The sequence below is a fragment of the Clostridium sp. K13 genome, assembly GCF_019734195.1.
Classification (GTDB): Bacteria; Bacillota; Clostridia; order Clostridiales; family Clostridiaceae; genus Clostridium.
In genome coordinates, this window is the sequence record NZ_JAASHM010000003.1 from 194,076 (window position 1) to 214,573 (window position 20,498).

Sequence of the window (20,498 nt, forward strand, 5' to 3'; positions counted from 1 at the left end):
TCACTCCTTTTTTTATTAAAATAAAAAAATCAAGTATAAAAACACGAAGAATTATCTTCTGTTTTTATACTTGACTCTACTTTTTATATTCTTATTTAACTTATTATATTATAACATTTTTCATATAATTTTATCAATTACTCTTCCCAATGTTGTGCTCTAGTAACAGCTTTCTTCCATCCGCTATATAGCTTTTCTCTATCTTCAATGCTCATTCTTGGTTCATACTTTTCACCAACATACCAATCCTTTGAAATTTCATCAATATTATTAAAATATCCTACGGCTAATCCTGCTAAATACGCTGCTCCAAGTGCTGTTGTTTCTGTTATTATAGGCTTACATACTTCAATATTAGTTATATCTGATTGAAATTGCATTAATAATTTATTTTTACTAGCTCCTCCATCAACCTTTAAAGTATTAATCTTACATCCAGCATCCTCTTCCATTGCATTAATCAAATCCTTAACTTGATATGCAATAGCCTCAAGCGAAGCTCTAATTATATGATTTTTATTTGAACCTCTAGTTAATCCAAAAATTGATCCTCTAGCATACATATCCCAATAAGGAGCTCCAAGTCCAACAAAAGCTGGAACTACATAAACGCCACCATTATTTTTTACCTTTTTAGCAAAGTATTCTGAATCTTGAGCATCAGCTAATAAGCCCATTTCATCTCTTAACCATTGAATTATTGCTCCTCCCATAAAAACAGACCCTTCTAAAGCATAATTAACCTTGCCATTTAATCCTATTGCTATAGTTGTTAAAAGTCCATTTTTACTTTCAACTAGTTCTTCCCCAGTATTCATTAACAAGAAACATCCTGTACCATATGTATTTTTAGCATCTCCTTTATTAAAGGCTGCTTGCCCAAAAAGAGCCGCTTGTTGATCTCCAGCTATTCCAGCTATAGGAACCTTAATATTATCCTTACCTCCTAAATTAACGTATCCATATACTTCAGAAGAGCTTTTAACCTCTGGTAACATAGATATAGGAATATCTAATTTATTTAATATTTTTGTATCCCATTTTAATTCCTTAATATTAAAAAGCATAGTTCTTGAAGCATTAGTGTAATCAGTTACATGAACTCTGCCATTTGTAAGCTTCCAAAGTAACCATGTATCAACTGTTCCAAAAAGCAATTTACCTTTATCAGCTTTTTCTCTAGCACCTTCCACATTATCTAATATCCACTTGACTTTTGTAGCTGAAAAATATGCATCTATTAATAAGCCTGTATTTTCCTTAATATATTTATCAAAACCATCTTTTTTTAAATTTTCACATATATCTGCAGTTCTTCTACATTGCCAAACTATTGCATTATATACTGGTTCTCCAGTTTCTTTATCCCATACTATTGCAGTTTCTCTCTGATTAGTAATTCCTATTGCTGCTATTTGCTCTGGTGATATGTTAGTCTTAGCTAAGACTTCTTGTAAAACACCATATTGTGATGCCCATATCTCCATAGGATCATGTTCAACCCATCCCTCATTAGGATATATTTGATTAAATTCTTTTTGTGCTATTCCATATATATTTTGTTCTTTGTCAAATATTATAGCTCTTGAACTTGTAGTTCCTTGATCTAAAGCTAAAATATATTTTTCCATACCCTTACCTCCTATGAAAATACTAATATTGTTATATAATAGCATATTTCTATTTTAGTATAAAGATTTTATTATCTATTAAATAATAAAAGGCTATATTGATTTATTTTACTTAAATTAAATTTTTAAAATAAATTTATATAGCCTTTAAAATATTATTTTTTTGAGTTATTTAGATTTTTTAAATTACTTAAATTTATTTCTAATATATTAATTCCAAATTCAAAGGATCCATTGCTTGTATTTAATGTACTAATATCTAGTTTATCTAATTTAATTCCATATGTGTCAGTACCATAAGCTTGTACTATCTTTTCTATATCAATGCTTAAAACCTTATCTTTTAATGTAAATCCCTCTATATCGTTAATAGATTTTGTTAAAAGTGCAATAGACCCCTTAACTAATGGATTAGAAGAATTCTTTTTAGAAATTTGAAAACTATTAATATCAATATAAATTACATTATTTTTAAAACTAGAAATTGTCATGGATGTATCAAAATCAATATTTAATCCAACTAGCTTATAAATTCCACTTGCAGTAATTGTCTTTCCTAAGTCTAATTTTTTTATTATTGTTTTATCTTGCAATGCCAGTAAATTTAATATGTCGTCTTTTGATAAATTTAATACTAAATTTTTTAATTTCATTTATTTCATTCCTTTAATACTAAAGTTTTATTCATAAAATTATATTCTTTAGTTAAAATTTAATTCCTATATTTTTGTTAATATATTATTACACATCTTTATAGTATAAAAATAAAATAATATATATACCTTTTTTCTTTTTATACAACAAGGGGATGATAAATTGGAAAACTTCAAAGATTTAGCTATAAGTGATAAAGATTTATTTAATAATTTTTTAAAGGATTATACTAATAAATCTTATGAATACTCATTTACCGCTTTATATTTATGGAGAGATTTGTGTAATACAAAATACTCCATAATAGATAATTGTCTAATAATAAAAAAAGAAACTAATGATGGCCCATTTTTTATGATGCCTCTAGGATATGATAAATCAAAACTTGAGGAATTAATCCTTAAGTTAAAATCACTATCTACTGATGATAATATTTATTTATTAGGTGATATTGAAGATAGCTTTATATCTGATTTAAAAAACTATACTAATTTACCTTTTAAAATTATTGAAAATAGAAATACCTTTGAATATGTCTATTTAACCAATGACTTACTAAACTTAGAAGGTAAAAAATATCATCAAAAGAAAAACCATTATAATTCTTTTATAAATTCCTATAAATATACAATTACTTCAATAGATAGTGAAGAAAAAATAAATGATTGCTTAGATTTATTATCCAAGTGGCACAAAAAAAGAATCAATCTTTGTAAAGAACTTCTGATAGAAACAAAAGAAATAACTGATTTACTTCATAATCTAAGCTATTTAAATTTATATTCAATTGCTATTTATGTTGAAAATTCTTTAGTTGGATTCTCTATTGGCGAAATACTGAGAGATACTGCTATAATTCATATTGAAAGATGTGATATTAATTATAAGGGTGTATATTCATTTATAAATAGAGAGTTTATCAAAAAGGATTTTTCTGAAACAAAATTTATTAATAGGCAAGAAGATTGTGGTAGCACTGGCTTAAGAAAATCTAAGCTTTCATATAACCCGTTATATTTACTAAAAAAATCATTAATAATAATATAAAGGAAGCTGATATATCAGCTTCCTTTATATTATATTTATTATCTTAAAACAGCACCTAATTTATGTTCTAATGCTTTAAGAATCTTATCATGAACCTTAGCTATATCTTTATCTCCTAAAGTTTTCTTTTCATCTCTATATGCTATTGCATAAGCTATAGATTTCTTTCCTTCTGGTATTTGTGCACCTTTGTAGATATCAAATAATTGAACTTTTTCTACTAGGTTTCCACCAGCTTTTCTTATTGTTTCTTCTATATCAGCAACTAATATAGAATCATCACAAAGTAATGCAATATCTCTTGTTACTGCTGGGAATTTTGGTAATGCCTTATATTTCTTATTTGTATTTGAAGCTTCAAATAAAGCATCTAAGTCTAATTCTGCAACATAACAATCAACGTCTACTCCATAGTTTTCAGTTACATCTGGATGTATTTCTCCAAAAACACCTGCTTTTTTATTTCTTACCATAAGAGCTGCTGTTTTTCCTGGATGATAACTTGGATTTTCGCTTTCTCTTGCATATTTAGCCTTAACACCTAGTCCTTCTACTACATTTTCAACTATTCCTTTAAGATCTAAATAATCACAATCTCCATAAATACCAATTGTTAAAATATTCTTTTCAGTTGGTAATTGTCTTTCATCTTCGTTAGGAATGTATACTCTACCAATTTCAAATAATCTTACATAATCGTTATTTCTTGAATAGTTTCTTCCTAAACATTCCATCATTGAAGGAAGTGTTGTTGTTCTCATAACACTATAGTCTTCACCTAATGGATTTTTAATTTTAACTACATTTCTTAATTCGCTGTCTTGAGGTATATTAACTTTATCAAATACCTTAGGAGACACAAATGAGTAACTAATAGATTGGTTTACTCCACTACCTACCATTATATCTATAACTGTATCACTTAATAATTCAGTTTTAGATTTTGGTTCTCTCTCTGTTGAAACCTTAAATATAGTTGTAGGAATTTTATCATATCCATAAATTCTAGCTACTTCTTCAGCTATATCTTCTTTTATAGCTATATCAATTCTAAATGTTGGTATAGTTATAACTAAATCATCACCATTAATAGTAGTCTTTAAATCTAATGAATCTAAAGCACTCTTCATTTCTTCTTTTGAAATTTCAGTTCCTAAGAATTTATTTATCCAATTAGAATCTACAGTTATAGAACCTTCTTCTTTTACTGAGTTGTAAATGTCAATAGTTCCTTCCATAACTTCTCCGCATTCTAATTCACAAATTAAAGCACATGCTCTATCTATTGCAAGTTTTGCTAAGTTTGGATCAATATCTTTATCAAATCTTGAAGAACTTTCTGATCTTAAATTTAACTTTTTAGAACTTACTCTTATGTTAGTTCCCTCAAAGTTAGCTGATTCAAAGATTACTTCTGTAGTATCATCTTGAATTTCAGAGTTTAATCCACCCATAATTCCAGCTACAGCTACAGATTTAGAACCATCTTTAATCATTAAGATGCTTGAATCTAATTCTCTTTCTATTTCATCTAAAGTTGTAAACTTTTCTCCATCTTGAGCAGCTTCAACAACTATGTTTTTACTTTCTATTTGTCTTGCATCAAAAGCATGCATTGGTTGACCAAGTTCTAACATAACAAAATTAGTTATATCAACTATATTGTTTATAGGTCTAACACCAGCTTCTAAAAGTCTTTCTTGCATCCAACCTGGTGATGGCATTACTTTAACATTCTTAACGCCTTTAGCCATGTATCTTCTACATAAGTCACTTTTAATTTCAACCTTTAATTCATCATTTATATTTGATGAACATTTAGCTTCATACTCAAAGTTTGGCATTTTATAAGCTGTTCTTAAAGTTGCAGCTGTTTCTCTAGCCATACCAACTATACTTAAACAATCTGGTCTATTAGAAGTTATTTCAAAATCTAATATTGCTTTGTTTAATCCTAAATATTCTTTAATATCCATTCCAAGTGGAGCATCAGCTGGTAAAATCATTAATCCATGAACTGGTTCATCTCCAGCAATTCCTAATTCTTCTTCAGAACAGAACATACCGTTAGATACTACCCCTCTCATTTTACCTTTTTTGATTTCACTTCCATCAGCTAAAATTGATTTGTGAAGAGCAACTGGTACTATATCTTGCTCCTTCATATTAGTTGCAGCTGTTACTATTTGTATTTCTTCATCTGCCCCTATGTTAACTTGACAAACATTTAATCTATCTGCATCTGGGTGTTTTTCTATTTTAGTAATTTTACCAGTAACAATATTTTTTATGTTATCACCTTGTATAATAACCTCTTCTAAAGCCGAGCCTGAAAGAGTTAATTTATCTCCTAATGTATGTGGATCTACGTTAACTTCAGCGTAGTCCTTAAGCCAATTATATGGTACTTTCATCTTACTTTACCTCCTAATTAAAATTGATTTAAAAATCTCATATCACTTTCGTATAATCCTCTTATATCGTCAATGCCATACTTAAGCATAACCATTCTATCTACACCAAATCCAAAAGCAAATCCGCTATAAACTTCAGGATCTATACCACAATTCCTTAAAACATTAGGATGAACCATTCCACAACCTAATATTTCAATCCAACCGCTACCTTTACATACTCTGCATCCCTTCCCTTCACAAACGAAGCAAGTTGCATCCATTTCAGCTGATGGCTCAGTAAATGGGAAGTGGTGAGGTCTAAACTTAGTTACAACCTTATCTCCAAACATCTTCTTAGCAAATAATTCTAAAGTCCCTTTTAAATCTGCAAAAGTAACTCCCTTATCAATTACTAACCCTTCCATTTGATAGAATATTGGTGAATGTGTAGCATCTACAGCATCTGATCTATAAACCTTACCTGGAGATATCATCTTTATTGGAGGTTCTTGATTTTCCATTGTTCTAATTTGTATTGGAGAAGTTTGAGTTCTTAAAACTATATTATCATTAATATAGAAAGTATCTTGCTCACTTCTAGCTGGATGATCCTTTGGAATATTTAAAGCTTCAAAATTATAATGATCTAGTTCAACTTCTGGTCCATCTTCTATGCTGAATCCCATTGAAATAAATATTTCCTTCATTCTTTCTAATGTTAAATCAAGTGGATGTCTCTTACCTATTACATTTTTCTTTCCAGGAAGAGATATATCAATTATTTCACTTGCAAGCTTAGCATTTTTTTCTTTAGTTTTGATTGCAGTTCCAACCTCTTCTAATTTTTGTTCAACTTCACTTTTAGCTTCATTAACTAACTTACCAACTATAGGTCTTTCTTCTGGAGTTAATGAACCCATTCCTCTTAATATTGTAGTAAGCTCACCTTTTTTACCAAGGTACTTAACTCTTATTTCTTCTAATGTTCCACTGTTTTCAGCAGCAGATATTTCATTAAAAGCAGCTTCTTTAATTGCTAATAATTTTTCTTGCATTTTTATTCTCCCTTCTTATTGATTAATAAAATTTGGCGCAAAAAAAGGATATTCAGTCCCAAACAGGGACGGAATATCCGCGTTACCACCCTAATTGGTATTTTATTTTATAATAAAATACCCATCTTAATTAAATAACGGTTTTAACCGCTAACTACTACTATAACTTCACAGTTAGGACTCCTGAGGGAACTTCAATATAACTTTATATAAAAAGACTTCCAGTCTAAGGTCTTTTCTCCCTGCATATTCCACTATATCTACTTTCTCATTCACTGTCTTTCAATATTTATTTACAATTTATTATACAAATATCCAATATTTTTTTCAATACCTTATTTAAAATTTATTTTACATAAACTTTGTCTTACTTTCTCGAATAATATTATAGAGGTTGCAACACCAACATTTAATGACTCTGCTCCACCAGGCATTGGGATTTTAACTTTCTTATCAGCTAATTCAAAAATTTCTTCACTTATACCATTGCCTTCATTTCCTACAGATAATATCACCTTGCCGCTTAGGTCTTCTTCGAAAAAGTTCTTTGACTCTTCTAAAGATGTGGCAACTAAACTAAACCCATCATCCTTTAACTTTTTTAATAAAGTTAAATCATTATCATAAATTATTGGTGTATAAAATATAGAACCCATTGTTGATCTAATTGTTTTATCATTATATATATCAACTGTTCCTTTAGTTAAAATTATACCATTTACACCAGCAGCATGAGCTGTTCTAATAATAGTTCCTAAGTTTCCAGGGTCTTGAACCTTATCACACAATAAGTAAAAATCTCCATTTATATCATTTATAGAATTATTTATATTAGCTATAGCAATAATACCTTGTGTATTTTCTGTTGAAGATAATTGAGCAAACAGTTCATTTTTCATTTCGTATATCTTAATACTATCCATATATTCACTTAAATAATCATCTAATTTTACTTTCCCATTTTCATTTACTATTACATACTCAATTTTACACTTTGCTTTAAAAGCTTCTTGAACTAATCTAAAACCTTCTATGATATATTTATTTTCCTTTACTCTGTGCTTTCTTTCTTTTAACTTTTTTGTATATTTAAATAATGTATTGTCTTTACTTTCAATGACTATCAAATTTTCACCTCTTATTTTTTTCTAATTAGAATATCTTCTAAATTACTTAAATCATCAGCTGATCCTATAGCTACAATAATATCATCATCTTCTAATATATCTTCAGCCTTAGGTGATATGTTTATGCTTTCGCCTTTTTTAATTGCCATTATATTAATTCCATAACTGCTTCTTAATTTAAGCTCTTTTAAAGTTTTTCCACTCCACTCATTTAAAACTTTAAGTTCCATTATACTATAATCAGGTGATAACTCAATGAAATCTAAAATACTAGCAGAAACTAAATTATGAGCAACTCTTACTCCCATATCTTTTTCAGGTAATACTACCCTATCTGCACCTATTTTATATAATACTTTTGCATGTAAATCACTTTGACCTTTTGCAATTATATATTTAACTCCTAATTCTTTAACTAATAAAGTTATCATTACACTTGCTTGTATATTTGATCCGATAGTAACTACTGCAACATCAAAATTTCTTAAACCTAAAGTTTTTAATGCACTTTCATCTGTTGCATCCATTTGAACTGCATGAGTAACAGAATCTGAAATTTCCTGTACAGAATCTTCATCCATATCAATAGCTAAAACATCATGCCCTAAAGAATATAATGTTTTAGCAACTGATTCTCCAAATCTACCTAATCCAATAACTACAAACTGTTTATTATTTGCCATTTTTCTTCCCCTAACCTATCAAAATTTTTCCTTCAGGATATTTAATACCTGAATTGATTCTCTTTCTTGTTATAGATAATACTACAGTTAATGGACCAACTCTTCCTAAGTACATCATAAAAATTATTAATAATTTTCCTATATTACTTAACTCTGAAGTCAATCCTAATGTTAGTCCTGCAGTTCCGAATGCTGATACTGTTTCATAAAATAACGCAATGAAACTTGCACCTTTTTCAGTATAAGATAATAACATAGTAACAACTATTACTAAACTTAATCCAATAAATATTAAGGTAAATGCCTTATATACTAAATCTTTACTGAATCTTTTCTTAAATACTTCTGCATCTTCTCTACCTCTTATAACACATACTATAGTTACAATTAAAATACCAATAGTAGTTGTTTTTATTCCACCTGCTGTTGAACCTGGTGATCCACCAATAAACATAAGAATTATAGTTAAAAATTGTCCAGCTGTAGTCATACCCTCTGTAGGAATACTATTAAATCCTGCTGTTCTCGGTGTAACTGCTGCGAAAAATGAATTCATAACCTTATCAAGAAAAGACATATCTGCTATAGTATTAGCATTATTATGCTCAAATAAGAACATTAATACTGTTCCACCTAAAACTAATACTGTAGTCATTAATATGACCATCTTTGAATGAAGAGAAACTTTTTTTATACTTTTATTGCTATATAATTCACTCCATACAGTAAATCCTAATCCACCAATAATAATTAATGCAGATGCTACCATTATTACAACAACATTAGAATTATAAGATGTTAAACTGCTGAAGTTTCCAAATATATCAAACCCTGCATTACAAAAAGCAGAAATAGAATGAAATATACTGTAGAATATACCTTTTCCTACTCCATACTCTGGTACAAATTGGGTAGAAAATAACAATGCACCAAAAAACTGTACAGATACAGTAAATACTAATACATACCTAACCATTTTTACTAGTCCTTGTATATTGAATGTATTCATAGCATCTTGTAATATTAGTCTTTCTCTTAAAGTAATCTTTTTACCCAAAATAATAGCAATTAATGTTGTAAAAGACATAAATCCTAATCCACCAATTTCTATTAAAATCATTATAACCGTTTGTCCAAAAGCATTCCAATATGTACCTGTATCTACTACTATTAATCCTGTAACACAAACTGCTGATGTAGAAGTAAATAATGCATCTAAGAAGTTAGTACTTTCTCCACTTGTTGTAGATATAGGCAAAGTTAATAATAATGCTCCTGTCAATATTACTAATATAAATCCTAATGCTAAAATTTGAACACCTTTAAGTTTAACATTTTTTTTGAAGTTCCAATTCATTACCTCACCTCCTAATTAAAATAATTATGATATTATTTTGTTCTTTTTCTCATTTTTTATTATGAAGTTCACCATGTATTTTACCACCTTTATATTACTTTTCATAGATATTCCATATTAAAATTTAAGTTAAACACTAAATCTTGTATTTAGTTAATAAACTTTCCTTAATATTTAAAATCTATGATTTAGTTCTTTGAAGGTTCAAAAGGTATATTTAAAGAGCTTAAGTAGGTAGTTAGCTTCTTTATATAAACTTTACTTCTTCATTTAAATGATAAAAGGGTTGCTTATAATTTTATAACAACCCTAAACTTTTCAATTTTATTACCTTTATTTAAATTAAATTTTTATTTTTGATGGCATACAATTTGCACATCCTGCACAATAAAATACTCTATCACCAAATACATTAACTATGGTTTCTATAAACTCAGTATTTATACAATTCTCCTTATGGTGAATTATTATTTGCTTTGGCGCATTGGTTATTAATCCACTAATTATTATATCCTCTATTTTAGCTTCTGTATCAATTCTACATTCTGATAGTTCTTTCATAAAATCACTAAAAACATCATTTCCATAGCCATCTTTTAATATATAGCCACCACCCTCATGAATGTAAATATTAATTTTATCAATTTTACTTTCTTGAATGTCTACAAAATATTTTAATAATTTTACAAATTCTTTATATTCCTTTTCAACCATATATTCTTCTACTACTTTATCAATAATTTCTTCTATATCTTCTCGTAGTTCTTTCATTCTAAAGGTTATAAAACCTTTTATGTTTATCTCTTCATTTTCTTCTAAGCAAGTTTTTACTTTTTCTATTATAGAATTTATTTTGCTTATACAATATATCATTTTATCATCTTTTAAATTTTCTTCACTTCTTAAAACTTTCATAATCATATCTTCTACTTCTATTATTTCATCCTGTTTTAAAAAGAAATAAGTTTCTGTTAAAAAATTAAAAAGTTCTTTTTTTCTATACTTCTCAATAACTATATTGTATAAAATATTGCTTATATATAAATATATCATTCTTTTAACTTTTTCATTATAACACTCTTCATCGCACATAATCTTGATTAAATGTGAGTCACCTTCACCGCTTTCTACAAGACCAATAGTGATATTTTTCTTTTTTAATAGTTGTCTAAGCTCTTGTAATTCATTTACTAAATCTAAATCATTATTATGCACTAATCTTATCACAAGCATGGATTTCACTCCTTTCTTAATATTAGTATGTATTAAAATTTTTTCTATATACTCCCCGGGCTGTACACTTATTAAGAAAATATTGATTTTTTTATGAATATTTTATATGTTATAAGAAATATAATTAAATAAGGAGAAGATTAATGATATGCTTTGTCGACTATAGAACTACAGAAACTGAAATAAGCTCACTAAAAAAATTTAATTTTGACGTAATAAAAATTCCTAGAGATAATAATCTTTACAAAGCAATAGATGGGCATACTGATATTCAACTAAATATACTTGATACAAATACTATAATTATTAATAAAAATATTAATTTAACTTTTAAAGAACTTTTAAAAACAAAAAATATAAACTTTATAGAAAGTTATACTACTCTTTCTGAAAAATATCCTAATAACATACCACTTAATGCTTATATTACTGATAATTATTTAATACATAATTTAAAATTTACAGATAAAAAAATTTTAGATTATTGTAAAAATAAAAAAATAATAAATGTAAAGCAGGGTTATACTAAATGCTCTATATTACCATTACGTGAAAAAGCAATTATAACTAACGATAATGGTATATATAACACACTAAAGAGTGAAGATTTTGATATTTTATTATTACCATATGGAGATATAGAATTAAGCGGACTTAATTATGGTTTTATCGGTGGTGTTGGAGGTATGATTTCAAATGATTGTATGGCATTCTTTGGTTCCCTAGATAATTATGCTTATGGTGATGAAGTAAAAAAATTCTTATATAAATACGATATTAAACCCATATATCTTAATAATACAAAACTAATAGATAGAGGAAGTTTACTTGTTTTTTAACTCCATATATAATACGTATCTATTAAGTAATTGTTGATTAGTATTTCACTTAAAATAATAATAATAAACAAAAAAAGTAGGCTATTTAAAATAACCTACTTTTTTGTTTATTATTAAGATTTACTTGAATTAGCTAATAATCCACCAATTTCTTCTGGAGTAAATACATATGTCTTATTACAGAAATGACATTTTAACTCCTCATTCTTACCTTCTTCATAAATTTCTCTTAAATCTTTTTCACCAATAGAAATTAATGCTTTTTCAACCTTTTCTCTTGAACAGTTACAAGAAAACTCTGGTTTTATTTCCTCTAATATCTTTAAATCCATATCACCAAATATGTAATCTAATATATCATCCATGCTTTTTCCTTCGTTTAACATAGTTGTTAAAGAAGGAATTTCTTCTAATCTATAAGTTATTATATCAGCTAAGAATTCATCAGCATCTGGTAACATTTGAATTATAAATCCTCCAGCTACTTTAATTGAATAATCTTTATCAACTAAAACTCCTAATGATACTGCTGATGGTGTTTGTTCAGATACAGTAAAGTAATAAGCTAAATCTTCAGCTATTTCTCCTGAATGTATAGGTACTTGCCCTACATAAGGATCCTTCATACCTAAATCCTTTATAACCATTAAATTACCATCTCTACCTATATACCCACCAACATCTAATTTACCTTTTGCATTTAGTGGCATATCTCCATAAGGATTTCCAATGTACCCTTTAACTTTAGCACCTTCATAAGCAGTAACAACTATTCCATTAGCATCTCCACCACCATTAATTCTTAAAGTCATTACTTCATTTGATGATTTCAATGTAGCCCCTAAAAGAGCTCCAGCAGTTAACATTCTTCCAAGTGATGCTGATGCAACTGGTGTACATTCATGTATCACTCTAGCATCCTCAACTAATTCTGTAGTTATCCCTGCTATTATTCTTACCATTCCATTTTTTGCAACTGCTCTAATAATCTTATCGCTCATATTTTTCCTCCAACTATTACTTTTTCTTTATTACATATACTATTCTTTCAGTATTTGCTTGTACATAATTTTCAGTATACCCATCAAATTTAGCTAAAACCTCTAAATTTGCTTTTTCTAATTGCTCTTCTAATTCATGCTCAGTATACGCTCTTTCAAGATGTTCTTCTTCAAATCTCTCGTAAAGCTCTCCTTTCTTAACAAAAAATGTTAGGAACATAGAAAGCAAATTATCATCAAAAACATTTTCCCAGGTATAAAAAACTTCATCTTCACTATATGTATATATATTATTTCCTAATATCTCTGATAATTTATAATATGAATTAACATCAAAAATAAATAATCCATTTGTTTTTAAGTGAGTATGCACTCCCTTGAAATAGTTTTGAAGACCTTCTAAGTCTGTTATATAATTAGTAGAATCTAATACTGAAGTTATTAAATCAAACTCTCTATTTAGAGAAAGCTCCGTCATATCCTGACAAATTATTTTCCCTTTTATTTTTGCTTCTTTAAATTTATCAAAAGCTTCTCTTAACATATCCTCTGATAAATCAACTCCATAAATGTTCTTAAAATGCTTAGCAATTCTTATAGTTACATTTCCAGTCCCACAAGCAATATCTAAATAATCATTTAATTCTACATTATAAGAGCTACAAATATCTAAAATACGTTCTACCATTTCATCATAGTTAATATCTTCATTTATTAGCTCATCATATATTTTTGCGAATTCACCATACGCCATATTATTCCCCCTCAGCCTACTTTATTTATAACCTTGAAAAAATCCAAATTAATGTAGCATTTCCTATACTGAAATAAATTTCTAAGTTTTATAATACTATGTAATAGAATATTAAGTCAATCTATTATTTTCTTCCTAAAATTTGATCATTAGTAGGTAACTTTAACTCTTTTTTTCGCTTAGTCATTATACCACCTATTCTTCCTGTTTCTTCAGCTGTTAATCCCCCCCATCCATATGTATCTACCTTATCACTTAAACCTAATTCTGCTGCAATTTCATACTTTATCTTTTCACGCATTTTTTCTTCTGGTGTAAGTTCTTTATTTGTTTTTATTTTTGATTTTATTATTTTCTTTAGTGGTGTTTTACTCATAAAAATTCCCCCTATAAAATTTATATAAATATTTTCTCCTATATCTTTATATTTATACAAAAAAATACTTTGTTACACTTTCAATTTATATTCATATAATAAAATTAAATATAGAATAATATTTTATAAATATTTCTTGAAACTTTGATACATAAAAGGTATAATCATTATCATATAAGTTTATAAATGGATAGAGGTGCGATACTTATTAGTATTATTATGGATTAAAGCATGTTAAAATAATAAGAAAGGATTTATCGCCGAAGTATATAGCTAAAGCTTTACAGCTATATAACTGGGGATATGCAGAATATGTATATTTCTGTCACATAATTTATGTGGTGAGCTATCATTTAAGGATTCTTTATATATTTTGATGTATATATACCTTGAGTGATAACTCAAGGTTTTTTTAACATTATATTTAAATTAAAAGTTATTTTAAATTACATACTAGTTTAAATTTAAAATTTAAGTATATTCACATCATATTATTAAACAGAACATTCTATATAATAAAATTTATAACCTTTATATGATTAAAGAATAAAAAAGGGGGAACCAATATGTATAACGTAGCAATAATTGGTAGTACAGGTAATGTAGGTAGAAAATTTTTAGAAATTCTAGAGGAAAGAAATTTCCCAATAAAGAATCTTTATCTTTTTGCTTCAAAAAGATCAGCCGGTTCTTATTTAAAGTTTAAGGGGCAAGAATATATAGTAGAAGAAACATGTGAAGATAATATTAAAAATAAAAAAATAGATATTGCACTATTTTCAGCAGGTGGAGATACAAGTTTAGAATTTGCACCAATATTCTCATCTTATGGTGCTGTAGTAATAGATAATTCAAGTGCATGGAGAATGAATAAAGATGTTCCTTTAGTTGTACCTGAAGTAAACCCAGAAGACTTAAAAGGTCATAATGGAATTATTGCAAATCCAAATTGCTCAACAATTCAAGCAATGGTACCATTAAAGGCTTTATTAGATAATTATGGAATAAAAAGAATTGTATATTCAACATACCAAGCAGTTTCAGGTGCTGGAATGCAAGGTATTAAAGATTTAGAGGATGGTTTAAAAGGTGAATCTCCTAAGAAGTTCCCTTATCCTATAGCTGGAAATTGCCTTCCTCACATAGATGTTTTCTTAGATAATGGTTATACAAAAGAAGAAATGAAAATGATTGAAGAAACTAGAAAAATACTTCATTCAAATGATCTAAAAATCACTGCTACTACTGTAAGAGTACCAGTTTTAAATAGTCATAGTGAAAGCATTAATGTTGAATTAAATAATCCATTTGAATTAGAAGATATATTTAAATTATTTGAAAAAACAGAAGGATTAACAGTTTGTGATAATGTAAATGAATTAATATATCCAACTCCATTAGGAATTTCTGGAAAAGATGATGTATATGTTGGAAGAATAAGACGTGATTTCAGCTTAGATAATGGACTAAACCTATGGGTTGTTGCTGATAACATAAGAAAAGGAGCAGCTTTAAACGCTGTACAAATTGCAGAAGTTTTAATAAAAAATGAATGGCTTTAGGAGGATAAAATGTCAATATTTAAAGGCTCTGGTGTAGCTATAATTACACCTTTTAATGAAAATGGTATAGATTATGAAAAATTAAGAGAATTACTTGAATGGCATATTAAAGAATCTACAGATGCTATCATTATTTGTGGTACTACTGGTGAAGCTACTACAATGACTGAACAAGAGAAAAAAGATGCCATTAAATTCACTGTAGATGTTGTAAATAAAAGAATACCTGTAATTGCAGGTACTGGTGGTAATAATACAAAAACATCTATTGAGATGAGTCTTTATGCTGAAAATGTTGGTGTAGATGGTCTTTTAGTTATAACACCTTACTATAATAAAACAAATGCAGAAGGTTTAATAATGCATTTTAAGGCTATTAATGATGCTGTTAAAACTCCTATTATATTATATAATGTTCCAAGTAGAACTAATATGAATATTACACCTCAAACATTATTAAAACTTACAGAGCTTAATAATGTTGTTGCAATTAAAGAAGCAAGTGGTGATATGAGTCAAGTTGCTAAAATGAAAGCTTTATGTGGTGATAAAATAGATATATATTCTGGTAATGATGATCAAATTATTCCAGTATTATCTTTAGGTGGTATTGGAGTAATTTCAGTTGCTGCTAATATAATTCCTAAAACAGTTCATGATATGTGTGAATCATATTTAAATGGTGATTGTTTTAAAGCAACTAAATTACAACTTGATTATCTAGAATTAATGAATGATTTATTTATAGAAACTAACCCAATTCCAGTAAAAACTGCAATGAACGTTATGGGAATGAATGTTGGTGAATTAAGATTACCACTTTATAAAATGAACGATAAAAATAAAGAAACTTTAGTTAACACATTAAAAAAATACAATTTAGTTTAAAAGGAGTTTATCATATGGTTAAAATACTATTAAGTGGTTGCTGTGGTAAAATGGGAACTGTAATATCAAATTTAGTTAGCGAATTCCCTAGCTTAGAAATTATAGCAGGTATAGATAAATTTCCCAGAGAATTAAGCTATCCAGTATTCACTACACCTGATGATGTAAATATAGAATATGATGTACTTTTAGATTTTTCTAATGTAAGTACATTACACAAACTTTTAGAGCTAACAGAAAAGACTAAAAAACCTCTTGTTATATGTTCTACGGGTTATTCAGAAGAAGATTTAAATTTAATTAATGAAAAGAGCAAATCATTACCATTATTTAAATCTGCTAATATGTCTTTAGGTATAAACTTAATTAATTCATTATTAAGAAAAGTTACTCCATTATTATATGGAAATTATGATATAGAAATAATAGAGAAACATCATAATCAAAAATTAGATTCTCCTAGCGGTACTGCCCTTCTTTTAGCCGATACTATAAAGGATGCTATTTCTGAAGAAACTCATTATGTTCACGGTAGAGACGGACATAAAAAAAGAGAGAAAAATGAAATAGGTATTCACGCTGTTAGAGGTGGATCTATTGTTGGTGACCATGATGTAATCTTCGCAGGAACTGGTGAAGTTATTGAACTTTCTCATAAGGCAATCTCAAGAGATGTATTCGCTATTGGTGCATTAAAAGCTTGTGAATATATGTCTACAGTATCAGCTCCAGGCCTTTATGATATGGATGATGTATTAGGATTATGATATAAAAAAAGTCCAATGATTTTAAATTAAAATCATTGGACTTTTATTCGTAATAGATTAAAATTATTCATCAAATATAACTGCTAAATTTGAATTTAATCATACCTAAAATCATATTTTTCATTTGGCAAATCAATTATGTGTCCATTAATATTGATAGTATCGTCATCTTCCCAAATCATTATAGCACTATCTACATGATAATCATTATATATCATTTTTTCACCAAATTTATATTTTGTCTTCAAGTAACATCTTACAGCCCAATCTACGGTTGCTCCACCATTAATAAGATACGCCTCCACAGTGTATTTTCCATCTATAGATTCTGTTGTACCAATAAGCTCTTTTCCAGGTGAAAAAATTTCCTTTAAGAACATTACACCACCAATAAGCAATGATAAAATTAATATTACCAAAGTAAAAGCTATTACTGATGTAATTTTAGTTCTTTTTACATCCTTTTTATCATTTAATATAATATCTCCTAAATGTTCTTCAAAATCTTTTATTACATCGCGATTCTTCATAACTTACCCCCGATATATTACATTTGCTCGCCTTATAATACAATTGCGTGGCAACTATATATGTTTAATTATAACATAAGTTACAAAAATTATAACTGTCTATAAATATCTGCATAATTAATTTTCACTTGTTCTTTAAGTTCTTTGTTTTCTTCTTCAAGCCTTTTAATTTTTCTTTTTAAACTTGCTATTATAGCATCTTTATTATTATCGTTCATTTCCCTTTTGATTTGTGATTGGGTAGGTACTTGTGATTGTTGATGTCTAAGTGTTTCTATACGTTCTTTAATCTCTTTATTATTATATAAAGTTTTTTTAGTAATTCCACTTTCATTTGCAACGCTATTACAGTTTATAGGTTTTTGAGCCTTTATAAGCCTTTGTATTGCTTTATCTACCTTTTCTTGAGTTATAGCCTTACGTTTACTATGTAGTTCTTTTAAATGTTCTGAACGGTTATAATTACTCATTAATTCACCTTCTTTTTAATTTATCTACTCTACTATAAATCATGCTTCCTTGTGATATTTTAGAATAAATATCTTCATATAATTTCAACAATTCTTCATTTTCACTTACCATTTCAGTTCTATTATACATTTTAGCATTTTCAATCATAGTTTTAGTTGAATTTATTAGTATCTCATACTTAACAGTATCACCATCAAACGCACCAACACATAAGTCTTTACAAGGACTTCCGTTATTACAAGTTAAGCAAGGTGGTTGTTTAGCATAGGTACACTTTCCATTCTTTCTTTGCATACAAGTACCATAGGATGTATCAAGAGCATTTAATTTGTGATTTGTATAAAGCATATCTATAATATCAGATGGAATTTCACCATCATTTTCTTCTATTAATTTATCTTTTTCATCAAATCTAAAAACACCTTTTTTCACTACTTTTTCAAATATTTTTCTTTTAGTATCATCAAGTAATTTAGCATACCTCATAGTCATTTCTGGTGAGGCGTGAGCCAATAATTCTTGAACAGTAAGTATATCAGCACCACCATTTAACATTTTAATAGCGTAAGTATGCCTAAAAGAGTGATTTTTAAAATGATACCTATTTCCAAGTTCATCAGTTATATTATAATCTATTGTCAGTAAATTAAGTTTATTTTGTACCCATCTTTGAGCGTATGGCTTACCTTTACGAGAACCTTTATATCTAACAAATATATAATTTTCAGGATTATTATCTTCATTACTACAAGTTTTAGAATTATCAATTAAAACTGCCAACATATTAGCAAGTTCATTATCAATAGGGATTCTATGACCTTCTACATAAGTTTTTTCTATATCTGTGTCTATCCAAAATTTGTTATTTAATTTAACCAAGCAATCTTGTTTTAACCCTAAAACATCTGATATTCTAAGTCCTGTATTAAACATTGTATAAACTATTGGAATAATTTCTTTATGAAGATTGTTTATATTATCAAATAATTGCTCTAATATAAAGTCAGGAACATAATCAATTTGGTCAATAGGCTTTTTAGATACTTTAGGTTTATCTTCTGGAAATATTAAGACCCTAATATTTTTTGTAGGAGCAATATCATATTCTCTAAGTTTAATATCTGATAAAAACTTTTGAATACAATTCAATGACGCTCTAATATATACTTTATGGTTGGTATTTCTTCGTCTTGGATTATCTTTAGCATATATATTTAACCATTCTATATACTTTAGTATATGTTGTCTTCCTAAGTTTTTTAAATCTATCCAAGTAGGTTCTAATTCAGATATGAAATTTATAAATAGAGGAATATATTTCATATAATTATATGCTGAAGCCCAAGAGAATTTATTGTTAGCAATTAATCTTTGTTTCATATATTTCTTTACTTCTTTTCTTATTTCAAGATTATTTATTTTTTCAAAATCCAAGTTATGCTCATGACAAGATTTATTATAAGTTATTCCATATTGCTCTAAATTTCTAACATCCCACAAATCTTTTTCCCATTCTTCTCGTTCATCAGTTAGTTCATTAAAATACTTTATTGTAATTTTGAAAAAATTGGCAATTGGAGTTTTATAATAAACGTCTTTCCCATATATTTTAGAGTCGGTAACTTACTTAACAGTAATACTTATATTTAAGTTACTTAACCAATCTATCCATTGTATATTTGCTTTTTCTAAATCTAAGTCTTTAAATGAATTTATATTAGGATATTTCTCATTAATAAACTCTGCTAATCGTCTAATAAACTGCATTTGTCCAATTAAAACTGTTTGTAATCCCCATTCATCAGAAAACAGTTTAGTATATACTATAAACTTCATTTCCTTATTTATATTTTCATTATTGAATGGAAAAGATATATTTTTATTTGAATACTTATAATTTTTAACTTGTTGCTTAAATTGCTCTATATCTCCAAAAAAATCTAAATGCCACTTATCATTTTCTAAAAAATAAGTTGTAGGTATTTCTGTATATGTTACTGATTTATTCTCATTAATTACTTTTTCAGTATATTTAGATAGAGTTTCTGTTTGTAAATGTCAATATATTTTTGTATAAAAATTGGAAAATAATTATGTACAATAATTAGAATTTACATTTTAGTCAAA

General features: G+C 27.5%; 20 protein-coding genes, 1 riboswitch and 1 other annotated feature. Of the genes, 5 read left to right on the forward strand and 15 right to left on the reverse strand.

The genetic code is table 11. From position 1 onward, the window contains the following. Positions 1-137: 137 nt before the first annotated feature. Both glpK and HCG76_RS03815 read right to left on the reverse strand, forming a co-directional pair. A complete protein-coding gene (gene glpK, locus HCG76_RS03810) occupies positions 138-1,631 on the reverse strand; it encodes a glycerol kinase GlpK (RefSeq protein WP_221698565.1) in 1,494 nt (497 codons plus the stop codon). A 155-nt stretch (positions 1,632-1,786) separates the two neighbouring features. Continuing rightward, positions 1,787-2,284, reverse strand: coding sequence for a hypothetical protein (locus tag HCG76_RS03815; protein ID WP_221698564.1), 498 nt, complete (start codon positions 2,282-2,284; stop codon positions 1,787-1,789). A 163-nt stretch (positions 2,285-2,447) separates the two neighbouring features. Here HCG76_RS03815 and HCG76_RS03820 point away from each other — a divergent pair, with 163 nt between their 5' ends. Then, the gene (locus HCG76_RS03820) at positions 2,448-3,332 is read left to right on the forward strand and encodes a DUF2156 domain-containing protein (RefSeq protein ID WP_221698563.1); all 885 of its coding nucleotides are present in this window, start codon (positions 2,448-2,450) and stop codon (positions 3,330-3,332) included. A 38-nt stretch (positions 3,333-3,370) separates the two neighbouring features. Here HCG76_RS03820 and pheT read toward each other — a convergent pair whose 3' ends face one another. From pheT to ytxC, 6 genes are all read right to left on the reverse strand, one after another. Then, a complete protein-coding gene (gene pheT / locus HCG76_RS03825) occupies positions 3,371-5,746 on the reverse strand; it encodes a phenylalanine--tRNA ligase subunit beta (protein ID WP_221698562.1) in 2,376 nt (791 codons plus the stop codon). A gap of 17 nt (positions 5,747-5,763) precedes the next feature. After that, a complete protein-coding gene (gene pheS / locus HCG76_RS03830; protein WP_195990102.1) occupies positions 5,764-6,783 on the reverse strand; it encodes a phenylalanine--tRNA ligase subunit alpha in 1,020 nt (339 codons plus the stop codon). A 61-nt stretch (positions 6,784-6,844) separates the two neighbouring features. Next, positions 6,845-7,068: a binding site (T-box leader), on the reverse strand. 50 nt (positions 7,069-7,118) lie between these two features. Continuing rightward, positions 7,119-7,910 carry a TrmH family RNA methyltransferase gene (locus HCG76_RS03835; RefSeq protein WP_221698561.1) on the reverse strand — a complete coding sequence of 264 codons (792 nt, stop codon included), beginning with the start codon at positions 7,908-7,910 and terminating at the stop codon, positions 7,119-7,121. Positions 7,911-7,921: 11 nt separating this feature from the next. Further along, a complete protein-coding gene (locus HCG76_RS03840; RefSeq protein ID WP_221698560.1) occupies positions 7,922-8,593 on the reverse strand; it encodes a potassium channel family protein in 672 nt (223 codons plus the stop codon). A gap of 10 nt (positions 8,594-8,603) precedes the next feature. Continuing rightward, positions 8,604-9,950 carry a TrkH family potassium uptake protein gene (locus tag HCG76_RS03845; RefSeq protein WP_221698559.1) on the reverse strand — a complete coding sequence of 449 codons (1,347 nt, stop codon included), beginning with the start codon at positions 9,948-9,950 and terminating at the stop codon, positions 8,604-8,606. Positions 9,951-10,292: 342 nt separating this feature from the next. Then, the gene (ytxC, locus tag HCG76_RS03850) at positions 10,293-11,183 is read right to left on the reverse strand and encodes a putative sporulation protein YtxC (RefSeq protein ID WP_221698558.1); all 891 of its coding nucleotides are present in this window, start codon (positions 11,181-11,183) and stop codon (positions 10,293-10,295) included. Positions 11,184-11,326: 143 nt separating this feature from the next. On the opposite strand from ytxC, the gene HCG76_RS03855 reads away from it, so the two are divergent. Next, the gene (locus tag HCG76_RS03855; RefSeq protein WP_221698557.1) at positions 11,327-12,022 is read left to right on the forward strand and encodes a DUF6873 family GME fold protein; all 696 of its coding nucleotides are present in this window, start codon (positions 11,327-11,329) and stop codon (positions 12,020-12,022) included. 113 nt (positions 12,023-12,135) lie between these two features. Here the strand turns inward: HCG76_RS03855 and hslO are convergent, their stop codons facing one another. The 3 genes from hslO to HCG76_RS03870 form a co-directional block, all read right to left on the reverse strand. Then, entirely contained in the window at positions 12,136-13,023 is an 888-nt protein-coding gene (hslO, locus tag HCG76_RS03860) for an Hsp33 family molecular chaperone HslO (RefSeq protein ID WP_221698556.1), read from the reverse strand. A 16-nt stretch (positions 13,024-13,039) separates the two neighbouring features. Next, positions 13,040-13,777 (reverse strand): class I SAM-dependent DNA methyltransferase, encoded by a 738-nt coding sequence (locus HCG76_RS03865; protein WP_221698555.1) that lies wholly within the window; start codon positions 13,775-13,777, stop codon positions 13,040-13,042. A gap of 124 nt (positions 13,778-13,901) precedes the next feature. After that, complete coding sequence (locus HCG76_RS03870) at positions 13,902-14,153, reverse strand: small, acid-soluble spore protein, alpha/beta type (protein ID WP_195990093.1); 252 nt, start codon at positions 14,151-14,153, stop codon at positions 13,902-13,904. A 183-nt stretch (positions 14,154-14,336) separates the two neighbouring features. Continuing rightward, positions 14,337-14,510: riboswitch (Lysine riboswitch) on the forward strand. A 209-nt stretch (positions 14,511-14,719) separates the two neighbouring features. Here HCG76_RS03870 and HCG76_RS03875 point away from each other — a divergent pair. From HCG76_RS03875 to dapB, 3 genes are read left to right on the forward strand one after another with little or no spacing between them, the layout of a single operon-like run. Continuing rightward, positions 14,720-15,715, forward strand: a complete 996-nt coding sequence (locus HCG76_RS03875) for an aspartate-semialdehyde dehydrogenase (protein WP_221698554.1) — start codon at positions 14,720-14,722, stop codon at positions 15,713-15,715. 9 nt (positions 15,716-15,724) lie between these two features. Continuing rightward, a complete protein-coding gene (gene dapA, locus HCG76_RS03880) occupies positions 15,725-16,603 on the forward strand; it encodes a 4-hydroxy-tetrahydrodipicolinate synthase (protein WP_221698553.1) in 879 nt (292 codons plus the stop codon). Positions 16,604-16,617: 14 nt separating this feature from the next. Beyond that, positions 16,618-17,370 carry a 4-hydroxy-tetrahydrodipicolinate reductase gene (gene dapB / locus HCG76_RS03885; RefSeq protein ID WP_221698552.1) on the forward strand — a complete coding sequence of 251 codons (753 nt, stop codon included), beginning with the start codon at positions 16,618-16,620 and terminating at the stop codon, positions 17,368-17,370. A gap of 95 nt (positions 17,371-17,465) precedes the next feature. Here dapB and HCG76_RS03890 read toward each other — a convergent pair whose 3' ends face one another. From HCG76_RS03890 to HCG76_RS03905, 4 genes are all read right to left on the reverse strand, one after another. Beyond that, positions 17,466-17,900, reverse strand: a complete 435-nt coding sequence (locus tag HCG76_RS03890) for a DUF5412 family protein (protein WP_221698551.1) — start codon at positions 17,898-17,900, stop codon at positions 17,466-17,468. A gap of 89 nt (positions 17,901-17,989) precedes the next feature. Beyond that, on the reverse strand, positions 17,990-18,370 hold the full coding sequence (locus HCG76_RS03895; RefSeq protein WP_221698550.1) for a DUF6262 family protein: 381 nt from the start codon (positions 18,368-18,370) through the stop codon (positions 17,990-17,992). A gap of 4 nt (positions 18,371-18,374) precedes the next feature. Continuing rightward, entirely contained in the window at positions 18,375-19,871 is a 1,497-nt protein-coding gene (locus HCG76_RS03900) for a tyrosine-type recombinase/integrase (RefSeq protein WP_221698549.1), read from the reverse strand. Between the two features lie 123 nt (positions 19,872-19,994). Further along, entirely contained in the window at positions 19,995-20,207 is a 213-nt protein-coding gene (locus tag HCG76_RS03905; protein ID WP_221698548.1) for a hypothetical protein, read from the reverse strand. Positions 20,208-20,498: the final 291 nt, after the last annotated feature.

What these genes read in the sequence shown, in the direction of transcription:
- HCG76_RS03870 (WP_195990093.1), bottom strand. Translation starts at nt 14,153, where the DNA reads ATGAGTAAAACACCACTAAAGAAAATAATAAAATCAAAAATAAAAACA.
- HCG76_RS03865 (WP_221698555.1), bottom strand. Translation starts at nt 13,777, where the DNA reads ATGGCGTATGGTGAATTCGCAAAAATATATGATGAGCTAATAAATGAA.
- HCG76_RS03815 (WP_221698564.1), bottom strand. Translation starts at nt 2,284, where the DNA reads ATGAAATTAAAAAATTTAGTATTAAATTTATCAAAAGACGACATATTA.
- HCG76_RS03845 (WP_221698559.1), bottom strand. Translation starts at nt 9,950, where the DNA reads ATGAATTGGAACTTCAAAAAAAATGTTAAACTTAAAGGTGTTCAAATT.
- HCG76_RS03855 (WP_221698557.1), top strand. Translation starts at nt 11,327, where the DNA reads ATGATATGCTTTGTCGACTATAGAACTACAGAAACTGAAATAAGCTCA.
- HCG76_RS03905 (WP_221698548.1), bottom strand. Translation starts at nt 20,207, where the DNA reads ATGAAGTTTATAGTATATACTAAACTGTTTTCTGATGAATGGGGATTA.
- pheS (WP_195990102.1), bottom strand. Translation starts at nt 6,783, where the DNA reads ATGCAAGAAAAATTATTAGCAATTAAAGAAGCTGCTTTTAATGAAATA.
- pheT (WP_221698562.1), bottom strand. Translation starts at nt 5,746, where the DNA reads ATGAAAGTACCATATAATTGGCTTAAGGACTACGCTGAAGTTAACGTA.
- HCG76_RS03895 (WP_221698550.1), bottom strand. Translation starts at nt 18,370, where the DNA reads ATGAGTAATTATAACCGTTCAGAACATTTAAAAGAACTACATAGTAAA.
- HCG76_RS03875 (WP_221698554.1), top strand. Translation starts at nt 14,720, where the DNA reads ATGTATAACGTAGCAATAATTGGTAGTACAGGTAATGTAGGTAGAAAA.
- dapB (WP_221698552.1), top strand. Translation starts at nt 16,618, where the DNA reads ATGGTTAAAATACTATTAAGTGGTTGCTGTGGTAAAATGGGAACTGTA.
- hslO (WP_221698556.1), bottom strand. Translation starts at nt 13,023, where the DNA reads ATGAGCGATAAGATTATTAGAGCAGTTGCAAAAAATGGAATGGTAAGA.
- dapA (WP_221698553.1), top strand. Translation starts at nt 15,725, where the DNA reads ATGTCAATATTTAAAGGCTCTGGTGTAGCTATAATTACACCTTTTAAT.
- ytxC (WP_221698558.1), bottom strand. Translation starts at nt 11,183, where the DNA reads ATGCTTGTGATAAGATTAGTGCATAATAATGATTTAGATTTAGTAAAT.
- HCG76_RS03890 (WP_221698551.1), bottom strand. Translation starts at nt 17,900, where the DNA reads ATGAAGAATCGCGATGTAATAAAAGATTTTGAAGAACATTTAGGAGAT.
- HCG76_RS03840 (WP_221698560.1), bottom strand. Translation starts at nt 8,593, where the DNA reads ATGGCAAATAATAAACAGTTTGTAGTTATTGGATTAGGTAGATTTGGA.
- glpK (WP_221698565.1), bottom strand. Translation starts at nt 1,631, where the DNA reads ATGGAAAAATATATTTTAGCTTTAGATCAAGGAACTACAAGTTCAAGA.